17 protein-coding genes are annotated in these 20219 nt (G+C 62.9%); 3 read left to right on the plus strand and 14 right to left on the minus strand.

Annotation, left to right across the window (positions count from 1 at the left end):
- Nucleotides 1-206: 206 nt before the first annotated feature.
- Nucleotides 207-3206, plus strand: a complete 3000-nt coding sequence (gene polA / locus FHX14_RS06310; RefSeq protein ID WP_184376590.1) for a DNA polymerase I — start codon at nt 207-209, stop codon at nt 3204-3206.
- Nucleotides 3207-3377: 171 nt separating this feature from the next.
- The gene (locus FHX14_RS06315; protein WP_184376591.1) at nt 3378-5759 is read left to right on the plus strand and encodes a DNA translocase FtsK; all 2382 of its coding nucleotides are present in this window, start codon (nt 3378-3380) and stop codon (nt 5757-5759) included.
- A gap of 40 nt (nt 5760-5799) precedes the next feature.
- Here FHX14_RS06315 and FHX14_RS06320 read toward each other — a convergent pair whose 3' ends face one another.
- From FHX14_RS06320 to FHX14_RS06335, 4 genes are all read right to left on the minus strand, one after another.
- Nucleotides 5800-6588, minus strand: coding sequence for an ABC transporter permease (locus FHX14_RS06320; RefSeq protein WP_184376592.1), 789 nt, complete (start codon nt 6586-6588; stop codon nt 5800-5802).
- A gap of 1 nt (nt 6589) precedes the next feature.
- On the minus strand, nt 6590-7759 hold the full coding sequence (locus FHX14_RS06325) for an ABC transporter permease (protein WP_184376593.1): 1170 nt from the start codon (nt 7757-7759) through the stop codon (nt 6590-6592).
- Entirely contained in the window at nt 7756-8829 is a 1074-nt protein-coding gene (locus FHX14_RS06330; RefSeq protein ID WP_184376594.1) for an ABC transporter ATP-binding protein, read from the minus strand. Before FHX14_RS06330 ends, FHX14_RS06325 begins: the two co-directional genes overlap by 4 nt.
- A gap of 112 nt (nt 8830-8941) precedes the next feature.
- Complete coding sequence (locus FHX14_RS06335; protein ID WP_184376595.1) at nt 8942-9991, minus strand: ABC transporter substrate-binding protein; 1050 nt, start codon at nt 9989-9991, stop codon at nt 8942-8944.
- 465 nt (nt 9992-10456) lie between these two features.
- Here FHX14_RS06335 and FHX14_RS06340 point away from each other — a divergent pair, with 465 nt between their 5' ends.
- Nucleotides 10457-11428: a LysR substrate-binding domain-containing protein gene (locus FHX14_RS06340; RefSeq protein WP_245279772.1), complete on the plus strand. Its 972-nt coding sequence runs from the start codon at nt 10457-10459 to the stop codon at nt 11426-11428.
- On the opposite strand, the gene FHX14_RS06345 is transcribed toward FHX14_RS06340, so the two are convergent.
- The 10 genes from FHX14_RS06345 to phnL form a co-directional block, all read right to left on the minus strand.
- Nucleotides 11401-11940: a GrpB family protein gene (locus tag FHX14_RS06345; RefSeq protein ID WP_003589292.1), complete on the minus strand. Its 540-nt coding sequence runs from the start codon at nt 11938-11940 to the stop codon at nt 11401-11403. The genes FHX14_RS06340 and FHX14_RS06345 overlap by 28 nt on opposite strands.
- A gap of 18 nt (nt 11941-11958) precedes the next feature.
- On the minus strand, nt 11959-12555 hold the full coding sequence (phnN, locus tag FHX14_RS06350; RefSeq protein WP_012559515.1) for a phosphonate metabolism protein/1,5-bisphosphokinase (PRPP-forming) PhnN: 597 nt from the start codon (nt 12553-12555) through the stop codon (nt 11959-11961).
- Nucleotides 12552-13691: an alpha-D-ribose 1-methylphosphonate 5-triphosphate diphosphatase gene (locus FHX14_RS06355; RefSeq protein WP_184376596.1), complete on the minus strand. Its 1140-nt coding sequence runs from the start codon at nt 13689-13691 to the stop codon at nt 12552-12554. Before FHX14_RS06355 ends, phnN begins: the two co-directional genes overlap by 4 nt.
- 13 nt (nt 13692-13704) lie before the next feature.
- Nucleotides 13705-14400, minus strand: coding sequence for a DUF1045 domain-containing protein (locus FHX14_RS06360; RefSeq protein WP_054182176.1), 696 nt, complete (start codon nt 14398-14400; stop codon nt 13705-13707).
- 142 nt (nt 14401-14542) lie between these two features.
- Complete coding sequence (gene phnE / locus FHX14_RS06365; RefSeq protein ID WP_184376597.1) at nt 14543-15886, minus strand: phosphonate ABC transporter, permease protein PhnE; 1344 nt, start codon at nt 15884-15886, stop codon at nt 14543-14545.
- Nucleotides 15887-15893: 7 nt separating this feature from the next.
- Nucleotides 15894-16853 carry a phosphonate ABC transporter, permease protein PhnE gene (phnE, locus tag FHX14_RS06370; RefSeq protein ID WP_184376598.1) on the minus strand — a complete coding sequence of 320 codons (960 nt, stop codon included), beginning with the start codon at nt 16851-16853 and terminating at the stop codon, nt 15894-15896.
- Between the two features lie 64 nt (nt 16854-16917).
- Nucleotides 16918-17823, minus strand: coding sequence for a phosphonate ABC transporter substrate-binding protein (phnD, locus tag FHX14_RS06375; protein WP_003589286.1), 906 nt, complete (start codon nt 17821-17823; stop codon nt 16918-16920).
- A gap of 87 nt (nt 17824-17910) precedes the next feature.
- Complete coding sequence (phnC, locus tag FHX14_RS06380) at nt 17911-18756, minus strand: phosphonate ABC transporter ATP-binding protein (protein WP_184376599.1); 846 nt, start codon at nt 18754-18756, stop codon at nt 17911-17913.
- Nucleotides 18757-18873: 117 nt separating this feature from the next.
- Complete coding sequence (locus FHX14_RS06385) at nt 18874-19491, minus strand: DapH/DapD/GlmU-related protein (protein WP_184376600.1); 618 nt, start codon at nt 19489-19491, stop codon at nt 18874-18876.
- Nucleotides 19488-20195 (minus strand): phosphonate C-P lyase system protein PhnL, encoded by a 708-nt coding sequence (gene phnL / locus FHX14_RS06390; protein WP_012559522.1) that lies wholly within the window; start codon nt 20193-20195, stop codon nt 19488-19490. Before phnL ends, FHX14_RS06385 begins: the two co-directional genes overlap by 4 nt.
- Nucleotides 20196-20219 lie beyond the last annotated feature (24 nt).

The raw sequence follows: 20219 nt of genomic DNA on the forward strand, positions 1-20219 counted from the left end.
TCCAAGCCTGACGCGGCGGGGGACAAGCCGGTAATCAGACCCGCGGCGCGATCAAGCGCCGGTGACATGGATTTGTGCCTGAGAATGTGGTTTTTCAAGGGAGGGGGATCGTTACAAATCGGTAACAGTTTGGTGAGCGGAATCTTCCGCGTCGCCCGCCGAACTTTATATGGACCTCGTCCCGTGCCCGCGCTATCCATGCACCCATGAAAAAAGGCGATCACCTCTTCCTAGTCGATGGTTCCGGGTTCATCTTCCGGGCGTTTCACGCACTTCCGCCGCTGACCCGCAAGACCGACGGCCTGCCGATCGGCGCCGTTTCCGGTTTCTGCAACATGCTGTGGAAGCTGTTGCGCGACGCGCGCAACACCGATGTCGGGGTGACGCCGACACATCTTGCCGTCATCTTCGACTATTCCGCCAAGACCTTTCGCAAGGATCTCTACGACGCCTACAAGGCGAACCGCTCCGCCCCGCCGGAAGAGCTCATTCCGCAATTCGGCCTGATCCGCGCGGCGACCCGCGCTTTCAATCTGCCCTGCATCGAGACCGAAGGTTTTGAGGCCGACGATATCATCGCCACCTATGCCCGCCAGGCCGAGGCCTCGGGCGCCGATGTCACCATCGTCTCTTCCGACAAGGATCTGATGCAGCTCGTCAGCCCGAATGTCCATATGTATGACAGCATGAAGGACAAGCAGATCGGCATTCCCGATGTCATCGAGAAATGGGGCGTGCCGCCGGAAAAGATGATCGACCTGCAGGCGATGACCGGCGATTCCGTCGACAATGTTCCTGGCATTCCCGGCATCGGTCCGAAGACCGCCGCCCAGCTGCTCGAGGAATACGGCGATCTCGACACGCTGCTCGAACGCGCCACCGAGATCAAGCAGGTCAAGCGCCGCGAAACCATTCTCGCCAATATCGATATGGCCAGGCTCTCGCGCGACCTCGTGCGGCTGCGCACCGATGTACCGCTCGACCTCGATCTCGACGCGCTGGTGCTGGAGCCGCAGAACGGCCCGAAGCTGATCGGCTTCCTCAAGACGATGGAATTCACGACGCTGACCCGCCGCGTCGCCGAGGTCTGCGATTGCGATGCGAGCGCCATCGAACCGGCGATCGTCAATGTCGAATGGGGCAAGGCTGCCCATGGCCCCGATCTCGATGCGGCCGAACCGGCTCGGATTGCCGGCGGCATCCCCGAGGTTTCCGGCGAATCGGTGCCGGTGCCGCCACGCGCGAAGGCCAAGGCTTCCGTCGAAGGTGCCTTTTCGCCCGCCGATCTGGCCAAGGCGCGGGCCGAAGCCTTTGCGACGTTGCCCTTCGATCATACGGCCTATGTCACGATCCGCGATCTCGCCACCCTCGACCGGTGGATCGCCGATGCGCGCGCCACGGGCCTCGTTGCTTTCGACACCGAGACCACGTCGCTGGATGCCATGCAGGCCGAGCTTGTCGGCTTCTCGCTGGCGATTGCCGACAATACTGCCGATCCCACCGGCACGAAGATCCGCGCCGCCTATATACCGCTCGCCCATAAGAACGGCGTCGGCGATCTGCTCGGCGGCGGCCTTGCCGACAACCAGATCCCCATGCGCGATGCACTGCCGCGGTTGAAGTCCCTGCTGGAGGACGCTGCGGTTCTCAAGGTCGCGCAGAACCTCAAATACGATTACCTGCTGATGCAGCGCTACGGCATCGAGACCAGGAGTTTCGACGACACGATGCTGATCTCCTACGTGCTCGACGCCGGCACCGGCGCCCACGGCATGGACCCGCTCTCGGAAAAGTTCCTCGGCCACACGCCGATCCCCTACAAGGATGTCGCGGGCAGCGGCAAGGCGAACGTCACCTTCGATCTGGTCGATATCGACCGCGCCACCCATTATGCGGCCGAAGATGCCGACGTGACGCTGCGGCTCTGGCTGGTGCTGAAGCCGCGGCTGGCGGCGGCCGGGCTGACCAGCGTCTATGAACGGCTGGAACGGCCGCTGCTGCCGGTGCTGGCGCGCATGGAAGCGCGCGGCATTACCGTCGACCGGCAGATCCTGTCGCGCCTGTCCGGCGAGCTCGCCCAAGGTGCTGCGCGCCTGGAAGACGAGATTTATGTGCTGGCCGGCGAGCGGTTCAATATCGGCTCGCCGAAGCAGCTCGGCGATATCCTGTTCGGCAAGATGGGTCTTGCCGGCGGCAGCAAGACGAAAACCGGGCAATGGTCCACCTCCGCGCAGGTGCTCGAGGATCTCGCCGCCGCCGGTTTCGAGCTGCCGCGCAAGATCGTCGACTGGCGCCAGCTCACCAAGCTGAAATCCACCTATACCGACGCGCTCCCCGGCTATGTCCACGCCGAGACCAAGCGGGTCCATACCTCCTATTCGCTGGCATCGACGACGACGGGGCGCCTGTCCTCCTCCGAGCCGAACCTGCAGAACATCCCGGTGCGCACCGCAGAAGGCCGCAAGATCCGCACCGCCTTCATCTCGACGCCGGGCCACAAGCTGATTTCCGCCGACTACAGCCAGATCGAACTGCGCGTGCTGGCCCATGTGGCCGAGATCCCGCAGTTGACCAAGGCCTTCGAGGATGGGGTCGACATCCATGCGATGACCGCGTCGGAAATGTTCGGCGTGCCAGTCGAAGGCATGCCGGGCGAAGTCCGCCGCCGCGCCAAGGCGATCAATTTCGGCATCATCTACGGCATCTCGGCCTTCGGCCTTGCCAACCAGCTGTCGATCGAGCGTTCGGAAGCCGGCGACTACATCAAGAAGTATTTCGAGCGTTTCCCGGGCATCCGCGACTATATGGAAAGCCGCAAGGCGATGGCGCGCGACAAGGGTTATGTCGAGACGATCTTCGGGCGGCGAATCAACTACCCCGAAATCCGCTCTTCCAACCCATCCGTGCGCGCCTTCAACGAGCGTGCGGCGATCAACGCGCCGATCCAGGGCTCGGCCGCCGACGTCATCCGCCGGGCGATGATCAGGATGGAGCCGGCGCTGGCCGAAGTCGGTCTTGGCGATCGCGTCCGCATGCTGTTGCAGGTGCATGACGAACTCATCTTCGAAGTCGAGGACGAGGATGTCGAGAAGGCAATGCCCATCATCGTCTCGGTCATGGAAAACGCCACCATGCCGGCGCTCGAAATGCGCGTGCCGCTGCGCGTCGACGCGCGCGCCGCCAGCAATTGGGACGAGGCGCATTAACGGCTTGCCCGAAAATGAGAAAGATTTTTCCGCCGAACACAACTCATTGAAATAGCGGCAACTTACGCCTGGGAGCCGTATCGGAACGATACGACGGGAAGGAACTTATTAACCTTCCTTTTCTATCCCGGTAGGGTCGTAATTTGTTAGGCATGAGTGAGTAGCGGACGCATGCGTTTTCCCAGAACCAATTTGACGGACGCCGGGGACTTTTCCAGCGGGATTGAAACGGACCTTCCGGAGGTAATTCCAGGAGAAAAGCCGGCGGCGCCGATCTGGCAGAGCAATTTTTCCCTCGCGCCCAACGTCCGTTTCACCCGCACGCCGGAAACGCTGATCAGCAAGCGGCGGGCGCCGGATGAGCCCGCGCGCGATGATTCGCAGATGGGGCAGCAGGCGATCCGGATCGAGCCGGTCGCCGTCGACGTGCCCTTCGATATCTATCTGCCGGAGCCGGACGAACGTCCCGCCGCACCGCAGACGATCGAACTGCAGCCGTCACTCGTTCCTGACGAGCCGGCCGCGCCTGCTTTCCGGGCCACCGCCGAGCTTTCCTCCATTTCCGATTTCGCCTTCTGGGAAGTCATGGCCTTCGAAGAGGCCGAGCCGGTTCGCGCGCCTGCCGTGATCTCGTTCCCGAAGGCCGAGACTGCGCCCGAATCGATCACGTCGCTGTTCCGCATCATGGAATGGCGCCCCGGCCGGCCGACCGCCGCTCCTGTCGCCTCCCGCCCGGTCTCGCCGGCCGCGACGGTCTCCGCAAAGCCCGCCCCGCGCCCGTCGGCCGCCATATCCCTGGAACGGCCGAGGCGAACTCCCGTCGAGGCACCGGTTAGACCTGCCCCTCAGCCTGCGCTGACCTCTCCGATTGCGCCCGCGCCTCAGGCGGCGTCCGCTCTTCCCGTGGCGCCCCCTCTTCACATGGCATCAGCCCCTCACGCCGCGCCGGCGGCCCAGCGCACGCCGCCTGTCGCCGCGGTTCTGCCGTCGCCGCGCCTTGTGGCAAGGCCCGAAAAGATCGACGCCTCAGGCTATGAATTCCCGCCGCGTGCCCTCCTGCAGGAGCCGCCGGAGCGCCTTGGCGAGATCATGTCGCAGGAGACGCTGGAGCAGAATGCCGGGCTTCTGGAAAGTGTGCTCGAGGATTTCGGCATCAAGGGCGAGATCATCCATGTCCGCCCGGGCCCTGTCGTCACCCTTTATGAATTCGAACCGGCGCCCGGCGTGAAGTCGTCGCGGGTCATCGGCCTTGCCGACGATATCGCCCGTTCGATGTCGGCGCTTTCGGCCCGTGTCGCCGTCGTGCCCGGCCGCAATGTCATCGGCATCGAATTGCCGAACGTCACCCGTGAAACCGTCTATTTCCGCGAGATGATCGAGAGCCAGGATTTCGAGAAGAGCGGCTACAAGCTGGCGCTCGGCCTCGGCAAGACCATCGGCGGCGAGCCGGTGATTGCCGAGCTTGCCAAGATGCCGCATCTGCTGGTTGCCGGCACCACCGGCTCCGGCAAGTCGGTCGCCATCAACACGATGATCCTGTCGCTGCTCTACCGCATGACGCCGGAACAGTGCCGCTTGATCATGGTCGACCCGAAGATGCTCGAACTCTCCGTCTATGACGGTATCCCGCATCTGCTGACGCCGGTCGTCACCGATCCGAAGAAGGCGGTGATGGCGCTGAAATGGGCGGTGCGCGAGATGGAGGAGCGTTACCGCAAGATGTCGCGCCTCGGGGTGCGCAATATCGACGGTTACAACGACCGCGTGGCGCAGGCCCGCGATAAGGGCGAGACGATCCATGTCATGGTCCAGGTCGGCTTCGACAAGGGCACCGGCGCCCCGATCGAGGAAAACCAGGCGCTGGACCTGACGCCGATGCCCTATATCGTCGTCATCGTCGACGAAATGGCCGACCTGATGATGGTCGCCGGCAAGGAGATCGAAGGCGCGATCCAGCGTCTGGCCCAGATGGCTCGCGCCGCCGGCATCCACCTGATCATGGCGACACAGCGCCCGTCGGTTGACGTTATCACCGGCACGATCAAGGCAAACTTCCCGACCCGCATCTCCTTCCAGGTCACCTCGAAGATCGACAGCCGCACCATCCTTGGCGAACAGGGCGCCGAGCAGCTGCTCGGCCAGGGCGATATGCTGCATATGCAGGGCGGCGGGCGGATTTCCCGCGTCCACGGTCCCTTCGTCTCGGATGTCGAGGTCGAAAAGGTCGTGGCCCATCTGAAGACCCAGGGCCGCCCCGAATATCTCGACACCGTCACCGCCGACGAGGAGGAAGAGCCCGAAGAGGAAGAAGCCGGCGCCGTCTTCGACAAGAGCGCCATGGCCTCCGAGGATGGCAACGAACTCTACGAGCAGGCGGTCAAGGTCGTCATGCGCGACAAGAAGTGCTCGACCTCCTACATCCAGCGCCGCCTCGGCATCGGCTACAACAGAGCCGCCTCACTGGTCGAACGCATGGAAAAGGAAGGCCTGGTTGGCCCGGCCAACCATGTCGGCAAGCGCGAGATCGTGTCCGGTCGGGGCGACGGCGAGTAACGGGAGCCGTCGGTTCCCCGAAGGACGAACCGCCCTGGCCTCAGGCCGGGGCCGCAGACCGGGCGGCGCGTCTGTGCACCACCGCGAGCAGGCCTCCGAGAAAGATCGTCCCGACGATAAACAGAAATGCTGCCGCCACGATGGCCGGGCTGATGTTTTCGCGAATCGACGAGAACATCTGGCGCGCCAGCGTCAACTGGTTTGGTCCAGCGACAAACAGCGTCAGCACGACCTCATCCAGCGATGTCGCAAAGGCAAGCACCGCGCCTGAGAGTACGCCGGGCATGGCGAGCGGCAGCGTTACTTTCCAGAAGACTTTTGCCGGAGAAGCCCCGAGGCTCGCGGCCGCACGCTCGGTCCGATAGTCGATGCCCTCAAGCGAGGCGGTGATGCTGACCAGCACAAAAGGCACGGCGACAACCGTATGCGCCAGGATGACGGCCGCAAATGTGTTTGGAAATCCGAGGCCGGCAAACAGGATCTGCAGCCCCACGCCGAGCACCACGGCGGGAACGACCATCGGCAGGAGGAATATCGTCCTCAGCGCCGCGGCAAAAACAACGCGCCTGCGCAACGCCAGTGCGGCCAGAATGCCGAGCACGGTGGAAAGCAAGGTGGTCCCCGCTCCGATCAGCAAGCTGTTGACGATAGACCGTCGCCAGGCGTCCTCGGTTGCCAGTTCCGCAAACCAGCGATCCGAAAAAGAAGGAATGGGATAGGCCAGGAAGCTGCTGGAGGTAAATGCGATCGGAAGGATCGCCAAAAGCGGAGCCAGCAGAAAAATGACCGTTGCCGCGCCGAACAGAAATTTTAGCAATCGAATTGTCATGTCACGCCCCCGTCGTCTTCATGGATAGCCGGCCATAAACGCCGTAGAGCACGATCGTCACGGCGAGCAGGACCATGCCGAGCGCACCGGCCATGCCCCAATTGGCCGAGCCGGTGGCGTAGAAGGCAATCACCGAACTGATCATCTGATCCTTCGGCCCGCCGATGAGCGCCGGTGTGATGTAGTAACCGAGCGCTGCCATGAAGACGAGCAGTCCGCCGGAGGCGATGCCGCGCAGGGCCAGGGGCAGCAGGATATGCAGAAAGGCCCGGATCGGCCTCGCGCCAAGAGAGGCTGCCGCTGGCATGAGATTTCGCGGGATTGCGATGAGGACGCTGTAGATCGGCAGAACCATGAACGGCAGCAACACATGCGTCATGGCGATGACGACACCCGTCCGGTTGAAAAGAAGCGGCAAGGGACTGTCGAGAAGGCCGAGCGACACGAGGAGGGAGTTGATGAGCCCCTTGTCCTGAAGGAGGATGTACCAGGCCGCGGTGCGCACCAGCAGCGATGTCCACAGCGGCAGCAGTACCGCGGCAAGGAGGAGCTGCCGCCGCCAGCCGCTCGCGGCGGCGGCCAACATCGCGTAGGGCAGGCCGATGAGACAGGTCGCCAGGGTCACGACGGCTGAGACGGCGAATGTTCTCAGCAGAATCGCCTGATTGGCGGACTCACCGGCCGGCATCGCCACAATCGCCCCGGAAGCGTCATGCTGGAGATCGACTGCGGCAAGCAGGTTGCGATCGGTGTAAGGCTCGGTGGCTTCGGCGATTGCTCGCCAGAAGGCAACGTCGTTCCATCGGGTGTCGATCTCTGCGAGGCTTATCGGCCCGGTGCTGTCTCTCACGGCCGCGACGGTCTTTCGCATCAGTGTGCGGAAGCCCGGCTGGGCGCTGTTCAGTCTTCGAACCACCTCTCCGAGTTTCTGGTCGTCGTCGAGCGATTTCAAGTCGTCGACAAGAGCTGTCCGCATCTCGGCAGAGGGTTCCGAGGTAGTGCTCCAGGCCGAGACCGCAGCTGTCGTCCGCGGCAGGTTTTTGCTGACGACCGGATCGGACACCGCCTGTTGCAGGACGGTCAGAAGCGGCCAGATGAAGAAGACGCCCAGGAACAGGGTCAGCGGAAAGACGAGGGCAAAGGTGCCGGTGTGGCGACGGAATGCATTCATGCTGCGATCACCCAGCAGTCTTCAGGTGTGAAGTGCGCCACCACATCGGCTCCGACCGGCCACTCCGCCGATCGCATGTCGGTCCGGACGACGAAGCGGAAGGCATCCTCGTCGAGCTGCACCCGCAAATGGTCGCCCTGATAGACGCTATCGAGTATTTTCGCCGGCAGGGCGTTCGCCGCTGCGCCGATGCTGCCGGCCGCCAGAGAAATGCGCTCGGGGCGAACGGAAATGTGGACGCGGCTGCCGACGGCGAGGGAATTACTGCCAGGCACGATCACGTGCCGTCCGTCGGCGATCTCGACCGAAGTGCCGGTCGTGCCCGTCGCCTTGACCGTTCCTTCTATCAGATTGGTTTCGCCGATGAATTCGGCGACGGCACGTGTCTGCGGCCGGTCGTAGATATCGCGCGGCGTACCGATCTGCTCGATGTTGCCGCGGTTGAAGACCGCAATCCGGTCCGACATGGTCAGCGCCTCGGATTGATCATGGGTTACGAATACCACGGTCAATTCCAGCCGCTTGTGAAGGGCGCGGATGTCGAGTTGCATCTGTTCGCGCAACTGTTTGTCCAGTGCCCCAAGCGGCTCGTCCATCAGAACGACCGTCGGCTCGAACACCAGGGAACGGGCAAGCGCCACGCGTTGCTGCTGTCCGCCGGAAAGCTGGGCGGGCTTGCGTCCGCTCATGGCCGACAGCTGCACCATATCAAGGGCGCGTTTCACGCGTTGTTCGATCTCGCTGCGTCCGACACCGCGCATCCTGAGAGGAAAGGCGATGTTGTCGGCGATCGACATATGCGGAAAGAGCGCATAATTCTGGAAGACGACGCCCATCTCGCGCCGATGCGGAGGCAGATGGTCGATGCGGCGGCCGTCGAGAAAAATGCCGCCGGCGGTCGGGTTTTCGAAACCCGCCAGCATCATCAGCAAAGTCGTCTTGCCTGAACCCGAAGGTCCCAGAAGGCTGACGAACTCGCCCCTCTCGATGTCGAGCGACAGGTCTTTGACGACTTGGTGCAGGCCAAAGGATTTGGAGATTCTTTCAAAGCGTATGCGCGGCGCAGCCATGGCGGCCCTCCGTTCGGATTGTCGGCTCCTGGGGAGCGAAGTGACGAAGATGTGCGGAAGCCCCCACGGGTCGATCGGCAGAAGCGATCCCGCGGGGGCGATATTCCGTCCGCTATTGTGCCAGCCAGGCGTCGAATCTCTTGGTCAGCGCTTCCGAATTGTCGATCCAGAAGTCCGTATCAAGGCTGACTGCTTCCTGCATGTTGGCCTCGGTGGTGGGCAAGTCGGCCAGCTGGTCCGGCGGCACGCTCTTGCCGGCTTCCTTGTTCGGAAGGCCGTAAGCGATATATTGCGGCAGTTTTGCCTGGTTTTCCGCTTTGCTGGCGAAGGCGATGAAGTCAAAGGCCGCATCCTTGTTTTCAGCGCCCTTCAGAACGACCCAGCTATCCACGGCATAGATGCTGCCCGGCCAGACAACTTTGAACTGCCGGCCTTCCGACCGGTTGATGCCGGTGATGCGGCCGTTATAGGCACTGGTCATGGCCACTTCGCCGGAAGCCAGCAGTTGCAACGGCTGCGCGCCCGAGGTCCACCAGACAAGGTTCGGTTTCAACGCATCAAGCTTGGCGAAGGCGCGATCGATGCCCTCAGGCGTCGCCAGGACGTCGTAAACCTTGTCTGCCGGCACGCCGTCGGCCATCAGCGCGAATTCGAGCGTATATTTCGGTCCCTTGCGCAGGGCGCGCTTGCCGGGGAATTTCTTCACGTCCCAGAAATCGGCCCAGGATTTGGGGCCATCGGCAATCTTGGCGCCGTCATAAGCGATGGCGGTCGACCAGACGATGGCGCCGACGCCGCAGTCACTCACCGCCGAAGGCAGAAATGCATCCTTGCCGCCAAGCTTGTCCCAGTCCACCTTCTCAAAAAGCCCGTCGGCGCAGCCGAGCGAGAGTTCATCGGCTTCGACCTCCACGGCATCCCAGGAAGGGTTGCCCGCCTTGACCTTTGCCTGAAGGACGCCGATGCCGCCGTCCCAGGCCTCGTCGAGCAGAGGCTTGCCGGTAACATTGGAGAACGGCTTGAAATAGATCTCCCGCTGCGCATCCTGAAAATTCCCGCCCCAGGACGCTATGGTAAGATCCCGGGCCACGCCCGGTCCCGCGGCGAGCGCCAGCGATAGCAGGCCGAGAGCCGTAATCGTCGAAGTGTTCTTGAATTTCATTCGCGTTCCCCTGTTTGTTGAGCGTCCGTCTGACGCCGGTGACAGCCACGATCCTTGGGATCGTTGGCAATCGCGGCCGCTCGCAAGGGATGGGCAAAGCCGGCGTTTGCAGCGGACTTTGCCGTTTGATGTCATCTCCAAGAGGCGGAGCGGCGTGTTGCGGGCAATGCTGGCGGATGTCCGGTAGGGCGGGAAGGCGCTTTTTGTTGACCGCGGTGGACACATGGATGCACCGCTCCCGACCAGTCTTTCCAGGAAAGTGGCCGCACCGCCCCGCAAATTTGATGGTTTCGCTTGCGAAAGGCGAAAAACGCAATTGTCAGCCGGTAGGCGAGTGGTGCATTTTATGCACCACCGTGCACCACTCTTCGTTACGCCAAGATTGCGATTTCCATGGCATATGGAAATGCAGATGGCATTCCGATCTTGGTTCGGCGGAACCAATTTCCGTTCTGGGAGACAGGATTGCGCAGGGGGAAATCATCGCCAGATGAACAGGAAGGCGTTCCGAAACGCGGACGTTTACCGCCGCTTTCGATGGTGCGCGCCTTCGAGGCGGTCAGCCGTTTGGGCTCGATGCGTAGAGCTGCGGACGATCTCAATCTCAGTCACACCGTCATATCCCGCCACGTCCGCAATCTCGAAGCCTGGTTTGGCACGAGGCTTGTCGATGCCGGACCGCGCGGCATCAGGCTGACGGCGGAAGGCAGGGTTTTTGCCGAGACGGTAGGGGCGGCTTTCGACCTCATCGCCAAATCGACGGCCGAACTGCGTCCGGCAGTCAATCGCACGGTCTTGCGCATCTGGTGCGTGCCCGGTTTCGCGACACGGTGGCTGACGCCGCGCTTCAACCAGCTCCAGCTTGCCTTGCCGGGCATCGATTTCGTGATGCGCGCGACCGATCTCGAGCCGGATTTCACCCGCTATGAGGCCGATGTCGACATCCGCTATTCCGAGGAGCCAAGGGGGAATGTCCGCTGGATCCTGCTGGAAAGGCCGCGCATGTTCCCGGTCACCAGCCCCGAATGGATCAGCCGAAACGCGCCGATACGGACCCTTGACGATCTGGTGCGACAGCCGCTGATCCACGAGGAAAGCCGCGATCAGTGGCGGCACTGGTTTCGCAAGGCTGGCTTTGAGCATGAAGTGACCTTGAATGGCCCGCGGCTGTGGTCGGCCAACCTGACCGTCGACGCGGCGGTGGCCGGCCAAGGCATAGCACTGGCCACCCGCCTGATCGCCGCCGATGATTTGCGTGCCGGCCGGCTCGTCGAATTGCTGGAAACCGACGTCCGGCTCGGCGGCTATTATTTCGTCGGGTCGCGTGAGCGTTGGAATGAGGTGACATCGGCCCGTTTCCGAGCGTGGCTGCAGCAGTCGATCGCCGAAACCACCGGAGGTCACGCCTCTCATGAAAGCGGCAATGCGAGCCGATAAGCGTGCGCTGATCTCACCAAGCTTGCCAATCGCAGCGTCTCGCCGACGAACTGGGTCTTTCCGCCGGTGTACAAATCCCAATCGCCGTCTGCCTCCGCAGCCAGGTGGCGTTTCAGATCGGCATAGGCTTTGGCCCTTTCGGGGTGATCCCGGAGATAGTCGCGAAACCGGATGCGCTGGCGATGGGCGCGATTGTCGGGGCCGCAAAGATAGAGCTTGAACCCGTAGCCTTCACGATCCCGGGTGAAGGCCCATCGTTTCTCGCCTCTGTCGCCGTGGAAGACGAAATCCGTCGCGCGCACGATCTCGATCGCCTCCGGCAGAACGTCGTGGGATATCGTGACGACATCGAGGTCGATTTTCGGCTTGGCCGCAAGCCCAGGCACCGATGTGCTGCCGATATGGTCGATGGACAGCACGAGATCGCCGAGCAGGGTGGAGATCTCGGTGCGGATTTCTGCAAAGAGCCGCGGCCAGAAAGGATCGTAGTCGACCACTTTGATCGCGCGCATGCCGTCCTCCCGACCCGGTCAGTGCACCTCGGCGAGCAGCCCGTCGAGGATGGCGATCATCTTCTGCTCGGCCTCTTCGAGCGAGCCGCTATTGTCGAGTTCCGTCACGTCGTATTCGCCGCGCACCGTCAGCGGCCCGCGGGCGAGCCGCGCCATGATATCCTCATGCGTCTCACGTCCGCGCGCCTCCAGCCGGCCGGCGAGCACTTCGGGGCTGGCGGTGACGTTGATGACCTTCAGCCGCGGGAAGGCCGCCTGGAAACGGTGCAGCGCCGAGCGCGATCCGTTGGCGACGACGATATGGCCTCGCGACAGCGCCACCGAGACTTCGGCCGGAATGCCGTATTTCAGGCCATGGGCTTCCCACCAGACGGCGAAGGAGCCTGACTGCTCCATCGCGGCAAACCCTTCGAGGGAGACGGAAAGATGGTCTTCGCCGCCGGCATCGCGGTGGCGGGTGATGACACGGCGGGTGAAGTGGACGTTTTCACGGCCGGCAAAACGCCGGGCCGCGAGGTTCATCAGCGTGTCCTTGCCGGCGCCGCTCGGTCCGACGACGACGACCATGATGCCGCGCTCGGCTCCGGCTGCGGCGTGGGGTTCGCGCGGGCTCATGCGACACGGCGTCCCTGGCGCCAGACGGAGCGTGTCACCGGCACGCCATGCGCGCGGTGGACGCGGACGAGATCGGCGCGCAGTCCTGTCGCGATCCGGCCGCGATCGTCGAGGCTGACGGTGCGGGCGGGCGTCGACGTCACCATGGCGATCGCCTTCGGCAGGCTAATGCTCTCGACTTCGTCGGCAAGGATGAAGGGCGCATGCAGCAGGCTGAGCGGCACGTAATCGGAGGACAGCACGTCGAGCACGCCCATCTCGGCGAGGTCGCGGGCGGCGATATTGCCGGAATGGGACTTGCCGCGCACGATGTTCGGCGCCCCCATCAGCACGCTCATCCCATGTTCGTGCGAGGCGCGGGCGGCGTCGAAGCTGGTCGGGAATTCGGCAAGCCGCACGCCGTTGTCGATCGCCTCGCCGACATGCGAGAGAGTGGCGTCGTCATGGCTTGCGACAGTGATGCCGCGCTCGGCGCAGACCTTGGCGATGGCGTTGCGATGCGGCGTCGAATTGCGCGCCGATTCGGCCTGGCGCTTGGCGACGAAACGGGCGAAGACCTCGTCGCTCAAGCCCCGCTTCTTCTGGTAGTAGAAGATATATTGGTCCATCGTCTGGAACTGCCGCTGGCCGGGCGCATGGTCCATCAGCGAGACAAGCCGCACATGCCGGTCGTTTTCGAAATCGGCGAAATGTTCGAGCACATTGTCGGCCGAGACCTCGCAACGCAGGTGGAGGAGGTGCTCGGCGCGCAGCCGGCCTTCCTTCTCCGCCGACTGGATGGCGTCGGCCATCTCGCGCATCTCGCCATGTTCGAAGCCGCCGTCCTCATCCGCACCCATGCGCAGGCAGTCGAATACCGTGGTGATGCCGGAGGTGACGATCTGGGCGTCATGCGCCTGGACTGCGGCGGTCTTGTTCCAGCGAATGCCGGGACGCGGCTGATAATGGCCTTCGAGGTGATCGGTATGCAGTTCGACGAGGCCGGGAATGACGTAATCGCCTTCGAAATCTTCGCCGGCTACCGAGCTTCCCTCGGAAATGTCGGCGATCTTGCCGTCGCGAATGAGGATCGAGCCTGCGAGGATGTCATCCTCGAGAACGATGCGGGCGTTGGAAAAAACGGTCTCTTTGCTCATCTCGTCGGGTCTTTCAGCTTTTGGCGCCGGAAAGCGGCAGCCAGGAATGAACTTTGAACGGGGCGCCGCGCGTTTCCTCGATGAAGACGGCAAGGCCGGAAATCGTAATCGGCCGGCCGGTGAAATCGGCAAACCGCTCGGTTAGGATGGCTTTCATCACCGCGGCACGTGTCTCGGGCACCTGGCCGGTAAGCGTCATGTGGAAGCCGAAATCCTCCATCACATAAGGATAACCCCAGCGCTGCAGATTGGCGCGCTGGCTGTCGCTGAGCTTCTCCGGGTTGCGCCGCGCCATATCGGCCTCGGACAACGCTGCGCGGAACGGTTCGAAGGACCTTACCACCTTCGCGGCGAAATCCTGAAGAGGTTGATGAAGAGAACCGGGAACAAGGGCAAAAAAACGGCCGAGCTGGCCGAGCACCAGTTCGGGAATCTCGAAAGCTTCAGTGCGCGCGGCAAACTCCTCGGCGACCGCCATCAGATCCTTCTCGGTGACCGAGGCGGCGAGCGAAAACGGCGCCTTGATCGTCGCGTGAAAGCCGTAGCGGCGCGGGTCGGCGGTCAGTTCGAACTGCTCTGCGGCACCGAGCTGCGCTTCATCAGGCGCAGGATAGGTCTCGCCGCTAAATGCATCGCGGCCGAGCCAGAGCGAGGCCGCGCCGGTCAGGGGATCATCCTTCGGCGGCGAGAAATAGAGAGCGTAGCGCAAGGCTTTTATCCTGGGGATCGTCGAAACGGGGAGCGCACTGTGCAGTGATTTGGCGGCGAACCGCAAGCAGGCTCCCGGCTAAAAGATTTCCGTGACAGAATGATGATGGCGGGCAGCCGTCACGAGCTTTCGAGCGGATGGATCAGTGGGTTTTCGTGCCCATCAGCCGGTGGCGCAAAGCGTTCGAGGCGGCGTCGAAAATGAAGACGACGATCAGGATCAGGATGACCATGTAGGCGACGTTTTCCCAGTTGGCGTTGGTGCGCATGGCCTCCCACAATTTGAGGCCGATGCCGCCCGCGCCGACGGCGCCGATAATGGTGGCGCCGCGCACGTTCGATTCCCACTGGTAGAGTGTCTGGCTGACGATGACGGGGACGATCTGCGGCATAATGCCGTAACGATGGACAAGCACCGGCTGGGCGCCGGTCGATTTGATGCCTTCCCGCGGCTTGTTGTCGATATTCTCCAACCCTTCGGAATAGAGCTTGCCGAGCGTACCGGTCTCGGTGAGGAAGATCGCGCCGCTGCCGGCAAGCGGGCCGGGCCCGAAGGCGCGCGTCAGGAACAGCGCCCAGATCAGCATGTCCACAGAGCGCAGGAAGTCGAAAAAGCGCTTCAGGATCTGATTGAGCAGCCGGTTCGGGGTGATGTTGCGCGCCGCCAGGAAGGCGAGCGGGAAGGCGGTGAGCGACCCCAGCAGTGTGCCGAGGAATGCCATCACGATCGTCTGGAAAAGCTTGGTCCAGACGTCGCCGTGCTGCCATTCGCTGTTGTTCCAGATGTCGTCGAAGGCGAGCGACAGGTTGGACTGGTCGGGCTTGATGCGCGGCCCGGAGACGATAAGGCCGACGACCTCGCCGACCGGCTTGTCGAAGAAGGACGATTGCGTGTCGAAGATGAAATTCGCCCAGCCGATGAAACGCTTGCGGATTTTCACCCGGTCGACGGAGATGCTGACATTGCCGGCAAAGCCGAGATCGGCGAGCACATTATCGTCATAGACGGTCATCCAGCCGGGCGCCGGTCCGACCACCTTCGGTGCACCGCTCGAAACATCGACCGGAACGCTGATGCCGTGGGCGCTGACGATCGTCTGGCTCTTCGAAACGGTGACCGTACGGTTGGTGCCGCTGATCGAAACGGTGATGCTGCCATCGGGATTGTTGACCAGCCAGTCCGGATGCGGATTGTCGCCGAGCGGCGAGAAGCGCGGATAGCGGATGTCGATCGAGCCGTCGTCCTCGATGCGGAATTCCGGCTGAACGTCGTAGCTCACCCATTGGCTGAGATAGATGCCGACGCGCTCCCAATGGGCTTCGGCGAAAAGCTTGGGCAGGTCGAAGAACCAGACGGCATAGAGGCTGTAGAGCAGCGTCGCGATCAGGATCATCAGCCCGCCGAAACGCTGGCGGAACGACCGGTGGAAATATTCCGGGTAGCGCGCTTCGATTTCGTTCATGCGGTTTGCGTCGATCACCGTCATGGCAGCCTCAATGTTGCAGGAGGAAGGCATGCTCGCCGACGAGGCGGCGGCGCAGCCACGCGGAGAACTGGTCGACGGCGACGATCGTCACGAACAGCAGCAGAACCAGCGCCATCGTCTTGGCGCCGAAGCCGCGCGAGATCGAAAGCTTCAACTCCTCGCCGATGCCGCCGCCGCCGACGGCGCCGATGATGGTCGAGGCACGCACGTTGATCTCGAGGCGCAAGAGCGCATAGGAGGTGAAATTCGGCAGCACCTGCGGCAGAGCCGCGAAGCGCACGCGCTCCCACCAGTTGGCGCCGACGGCCTTCATGCCCTCATGCGGCTTCATGTCGATATTCTCTGCCACTTCGTAGAAGAGTTTGCCGAGCGCGCCGATCGTGTGCAGGGTGATGGCGATGATGGCGGCGACCGGCCCGATCGACAGGATCGCCGAAAACAGGCCGGCAATGACGATCTCGGGGAAGGCGCGCAGGAATTCCATCAGGCGCTTGGTGAAAACGCGCAGCGGCCAGGAACTCGTCAGGTTGCGCGCGGCAAAAAAGCTCAACGGAACGGCAAAGACGAAGGCGACGATCGTCGAGATCAGCGCCACATTGATGGTGACGATCATCAGCTCGAAATATTCGGGAATGTAGAAGGCGCCTGAAATATAGACGCGGCCCTTGTCGAAATTGAACTCCTCGCCGCCCTTGTCGTTGACGCTCGCAATGTCGAACAGCGCGCGCCAGACATCGTTCCAATCCTTGGGGATGAGCCAGCTCAAAAAGTCGAAGAGATGCGGCAGGCGGTCGAAGAAATGGCCGGCATTGCTCTCGTCGGCGAAGCGGACGGAGCTGACAAAAGCCGCAATGAGAATAACCAGGCCGAGGATGGTGTAGAAACGGCGCCTAGCGACCATCCGTTCCCACGCGGTGCGGATATCCCTAGTGCTCTGCATGTGCGGCTGTGTATCGGCAACAGTCATGGACGCCTCGCCCGATCAAAGATAAGGGCGGCCGTTTCCGGCCGCCCCGCATTCCAACGGCCGATCAGCCGCCGATGGCAGCCTTACGCACTTCGACGACGGTGTTGTAGAATTCGTGCTTGACGGGGGCGTAGCCCTTGTAGTCGCCGCCCTCGATGGCTGCGAAGCACTTGTGATCCTTCTCAGGCAGGGCCGTGAAGAAGGCTGCGAGCTTCGTCTGCCAGTCCTCGCCGAGAGCGTTGCGAACGACGAGCGGGCCGTTCGGGATCAGCGGCGAACGCCAGACTTCAACCAGCTTGTTCGGATCGACGGCGCCCTTGTCGACTTCCTTGCGGAAGGTGCCGGAGGTGTAGCCATCCTTGAAATCGCCGATGCCCGAGGAATCGTCGACGGCGACGTCGACCTTGCCGTCGTAAGCGGCGAGAAGGTTGTTCTCATGGCCGCCGTTGAACTGGGTCGAGGCGAAGAACTTGTCGTTCGGCATGCCCGTGTCCTTCGGGATCTGCGTCAGCGGAACGAGATAGCCCGAGGTGGAGTCCGGATCGGCATAGCCGAGCTTCTTGCCCTTGGCGTCCTGGATGGTCTTGATGCCCGAGGACTTCAGAGCGAGGCCGATCGAGTGGTAGCCGGTCGAGCCGTCCTTCTGCTGCGTCGTCAGGATCGGCGTAACAGCCTTCGGATCCTTGATGTAGACGGCTGCGTAGCCGGAAGCGCCGAGTTCGGCGAAGTCGAGCGTGCCGCCGAGCAGGCCCTGGATGACGCCGTCATAATCGGCGGCCGGGAACAGCGACACCTTCTCGAAGCCGAATTCCTGCTTCAGATGGTCGGCAAGGCAGGCATAGTTGCGCAGGCGGTCGGTTTCGTTTTCGCCGCCGAGAATGCCGATGCGGAATTCCTTGAGATCGGCTGCATGGGCAGCGCCGGCGAGCGCGAAGAGCGCCGTTGCCGCAAAGAGTGCTTTCTTCAACATGTGGTCTCTCCTATTGACCGGTGCCCCCGGTCTTCCGTTACGAAGAAGTGTGCCCTTGACGCGGGCGCTCGATCGCGGCCGCCTCGCTCAGAGACCGGCCAGCGCCAGCGGTTGGGTGCCGGCGGATTGATTGTCTGGCCGCTCGGAAGCGATATTGATCGATGTCGAGGTCATCGTTTCGTCGATGCCGGCGCCATCCCTGTCCGTCCCGTAGATTGCCTTCACCGCCTCGGCGGTCAGTTCCGAGCCCTTGCCGTCGAAGACGACGCGGCCGCCGGCCATGCCGACGATGCGCTCACAATAGTTGCGGGCGGTATCGAGCGTATGAAGGTTGGTGATGACGGTGATGCCCTCGCGCTCGTTGATATCGCGCAGCGCATCCATGACGATCTTCGCATTCAGCGGGTCGAGCGAGGCGATCGGCTCGTCGGCAAGAACCATCTTCGGGTTCTGCATCAGCGCCCGCGCAATCGCCACGCGCTGCTGCTGGCCGCCGGACAGCGTGCCGGCTGGCTGCAAGGCCGTCTGCTCGATGCCGAGGCGTTCGAGCGCTGCGATCGCATGCACACGCTCCTCGCGGGTGAAGATGTTGAGCAGGCTCAGAAGCGTCGAGCGGTGGTTGAGGCGGCCGAGCATGACATTGGTGAGGACATCGAGGCGCGGCACCAGGTTGAACTGCTGGAAGATCATCGCGCAGTCGCGCTGCCAGTGGCGCAAGGCACGGCCGCGAAGCCCGGAGACCTCGACGCCGGCGAAATGAATGGAGCCGGAGCTCGGTTCCTGCAGCCGGTTGATCATGCGCAGCAGAGTCGATTTGCCGGCGCCGGAACGGCCGATGATGCCGACCATCTGGCCCTGGGGAATGTCGAGCGTCACGGAATCGACGGCGAGCTTTTTTCCGAAACGACGTGTGACATTCTTCAGCTCGAACATCATGCTCTTCCCTTGCGCACCAGGCCTTGGTCAGCATCGCATTAGTCCCGCTTGATGAACCTCAAATGTCATATTTGTGTAGTTCGTGTCACAATTCTCCAGGCCTATATCTGAGGTTTAGCCGCCGTGTCGGGCCAGGAAATCTTCCGCGCTCAGGTTGCGGAAATCCTGCAGCGCCAGGCGCAGCCGGTCGTGCTCCCAATCCCACCAGGCAAGCCTGTCCATGCGTTCGCCGATCTCTTTCGGAAAGCGCTCGCGGATTGGTTTGGCCGGCACGCCGCCGACGATCGAGTAGGCCGCGACGTCCTTCGATACGACGGCGCCGGCGCCGATCACCGCGCCGTTGCCGACGCTGACGCCGGGCAGGATCGTTGCCCCATGGCCGATCCAGACGTCGTTGCCGATCGTCACGCGGTTTGCGCGCCGCCAGGCAAAGAAGTCCTCCTCCATATCGCCGTCCGGCCAGTAGTCGGCGGCGCGATAGGTGAAATGGTGCAGCGTCGCGCGCCAGGTAGGGTGGTTGGTGGCGTTGATGCGGACAGTGGCGGCGATGTTGACGAACTTGCCGATCGTCGCGCACCAGACGGAGCCGTCCTGCATGATGTAGGAATAGTCGCCGAACGTCGCCTCGCTGATGCGGCAGCGCTCCGAGACCTCGGTATAGTGGCCGAAGGTGGAATCGCTGACGGATGCCGTGTCGTGGATATAGGGCTCGATACCCAGCTTGCGGTTCATGCGGCGATCTTTCCGGGAGAGAAAAGCTGAACGTCGAGAATGCGGTCGGCGACGGCTTCCCGCACTTCCTCGTCGTGGAAGATGCCGAGAAGGGCGACCCCGGCCTTCTTCTTCTCCTCGATCATGCCGACGACGACGGCGCGGTTGCGGGCGTCGAGCGAGGCTGTGGGTTCGTCGAGAAGCAAGATTCTGTGTTCGGTGATGAAGCCGCGGGCGATATTGACCCGCTGCTGCTCGCCGCCGGAGAAGGTGGCGGGCGGAAGCTGCCAGAGCGCCTCCGGCAGATTGAGCCTGGCAAGCAGGGCGCCCGCCTTTTCCCGTGCCGTGCCGGCTTCCTCGCCGCGCGCCACCAGCGGTTCGGCGACCACGTCGATCGCCGCGACGCGCGGCACGGTGCGCAGAAACTGGCTGACGTAACCGAGCGTATGACGCCGCACATGGAGCACGGTGCGCGGATCGGCGGCAGCGAGATCGACGATGCGCCCGTCGTGGCGGATGAGGATCTGGCCGGTGTCGACGGCATAATTGCCGTAGATCATCTTCAGTAGCGAGCTCTTGCCGACGCCCGACGGACCGCCGAGCACGACGCATTCGCCTGAAGCGACCGAGAAGGCGACATTGGAGACGACGGGCAGCCGGATGCCGTCGCGCAGGTGCATGGTGAAGCTTTTCGAGACTTCGGAAACGACGAGGGGCGTTGGCATGATGTCTTCTTTCCTGGTTTCGGA

The sequence above is a fragment of the Rhizobium sp. BK619 genome (genome assembly GCF_014195245.1).
GTDB classification, from domain to species: domain Bacteria; phylum Pseudomonadota; class Alphaproteobacteria; order Rhizobiales; family Rhizobiaceae; genus Rhizobium; species Rhizobium acidisoli.

Excerpts from the sequence above, each read along its gene's own strand:
- polA (WP_184376590.1), top strand. The coding sequence starts at position 207 with ATGAAAAAAGGCGATCACCTCTTCCTAGTCGATGGTTCCGGGTTCATC.
- FHX14_RS06315 (WP_184376591.1), top strand. The coding sequence starts at position 3,378 with ATGCGTTTTCCCAGAACCAATTTGACGGACGCCGGGGACTTTTCCAGC.
- FHX14_RS06320 (WP_184376592.1), bottom strand. The coding sequence starts at position 6,588 with ATGACAATTCGATTGCTAAAATTTCTGTTCGGCGCGGCAACGGTCATT.
- FHX14_RS06325 (WP_184376593.1), bottom strand. The coding sequence starts at position 7,759 with ATGAATGCATTCCGTCGCCACACCGGCACCTTTGCCCTCGTCTTTCCG.
- FHX14_RS06330 (WP_184376594.1), bottom strand. The coding sequence starts at position 8,829 with ATGGCTGCGCCGCGCATACGCTTTGAAAGAATCTCCAAATCCTTTGGC.
- FHX14_RS06335 (WP_184376595.1), bottom strand. The coding sequence starts at position 9,991 with ATGAAATTCAAGAACACTTCGACGATTACGGCTCTCGGCCTGCTATCG.
- FHX14_RS06345 (WP_003589292.1), bottom strand. The coding sequence starts at position 11,940 with ATGCGCGCGATCAAAGTGGTCGACTACGATCCTTTCTGGCCGCGGCTC.
- phnN (WP_012559515.1), bottom strand. The coding sequence starts at position 12,555 with ATGAGCCCGCGCGAACCCCACGCCGCAGCCGGAGCCGAGCGCGGCATC.
- FHX14_RS06355 (WP_184376596.1), bottom strand. The coding sequence starts at position 13,691 with ATGAGCAAAGAGACCGTTTTTTCCAACGCCCGCATCGTTCTCGAGGAT.
- phnE (WP_184376597.1), bottom strand. The coding sequence starts at position 15,886 with ATGACGGTGATCGACGCAAACCGCATGAACGAAATCGAAGCGCGCTAC.
- phnE (WP_184376598.1), bottom strand. The coding sequence starts at position 16,853 with ATGACTGTTGCCGATACACAGCCGCACATGCAGAGCACTAGGGATATC.
- phnD (WP_003589286.1), bottom strand. The coding sequence starts at position 17,823 with ATGTTGAAGAAAGCACTCTTTGCGGCAACGGCGCTCTTCGCGCTCGCC.
- phnC (WP_184376599.1), bottom strand. The coding sequence starts at position 18,756 with ATGTTCGAGCTGAAGAATGTCACACGTCGTTTCGGAAAAAAGCTCGCC.
- FHX14_RS06385 (WP_184376600.1), bottom strand. The coding sequence starts at position 19,491 with ATGAACCGCAAGCTGGGTATCGAGCCCTATATCCACGACACGGCATCC.
- phnL (WP_012559522.1), bottom strand. The coding sequence starts at position 20,195 with ATGCCAACGCCCCTCGTCGTTTCCGAAGTCTCGAAAAGCTTCACCATG.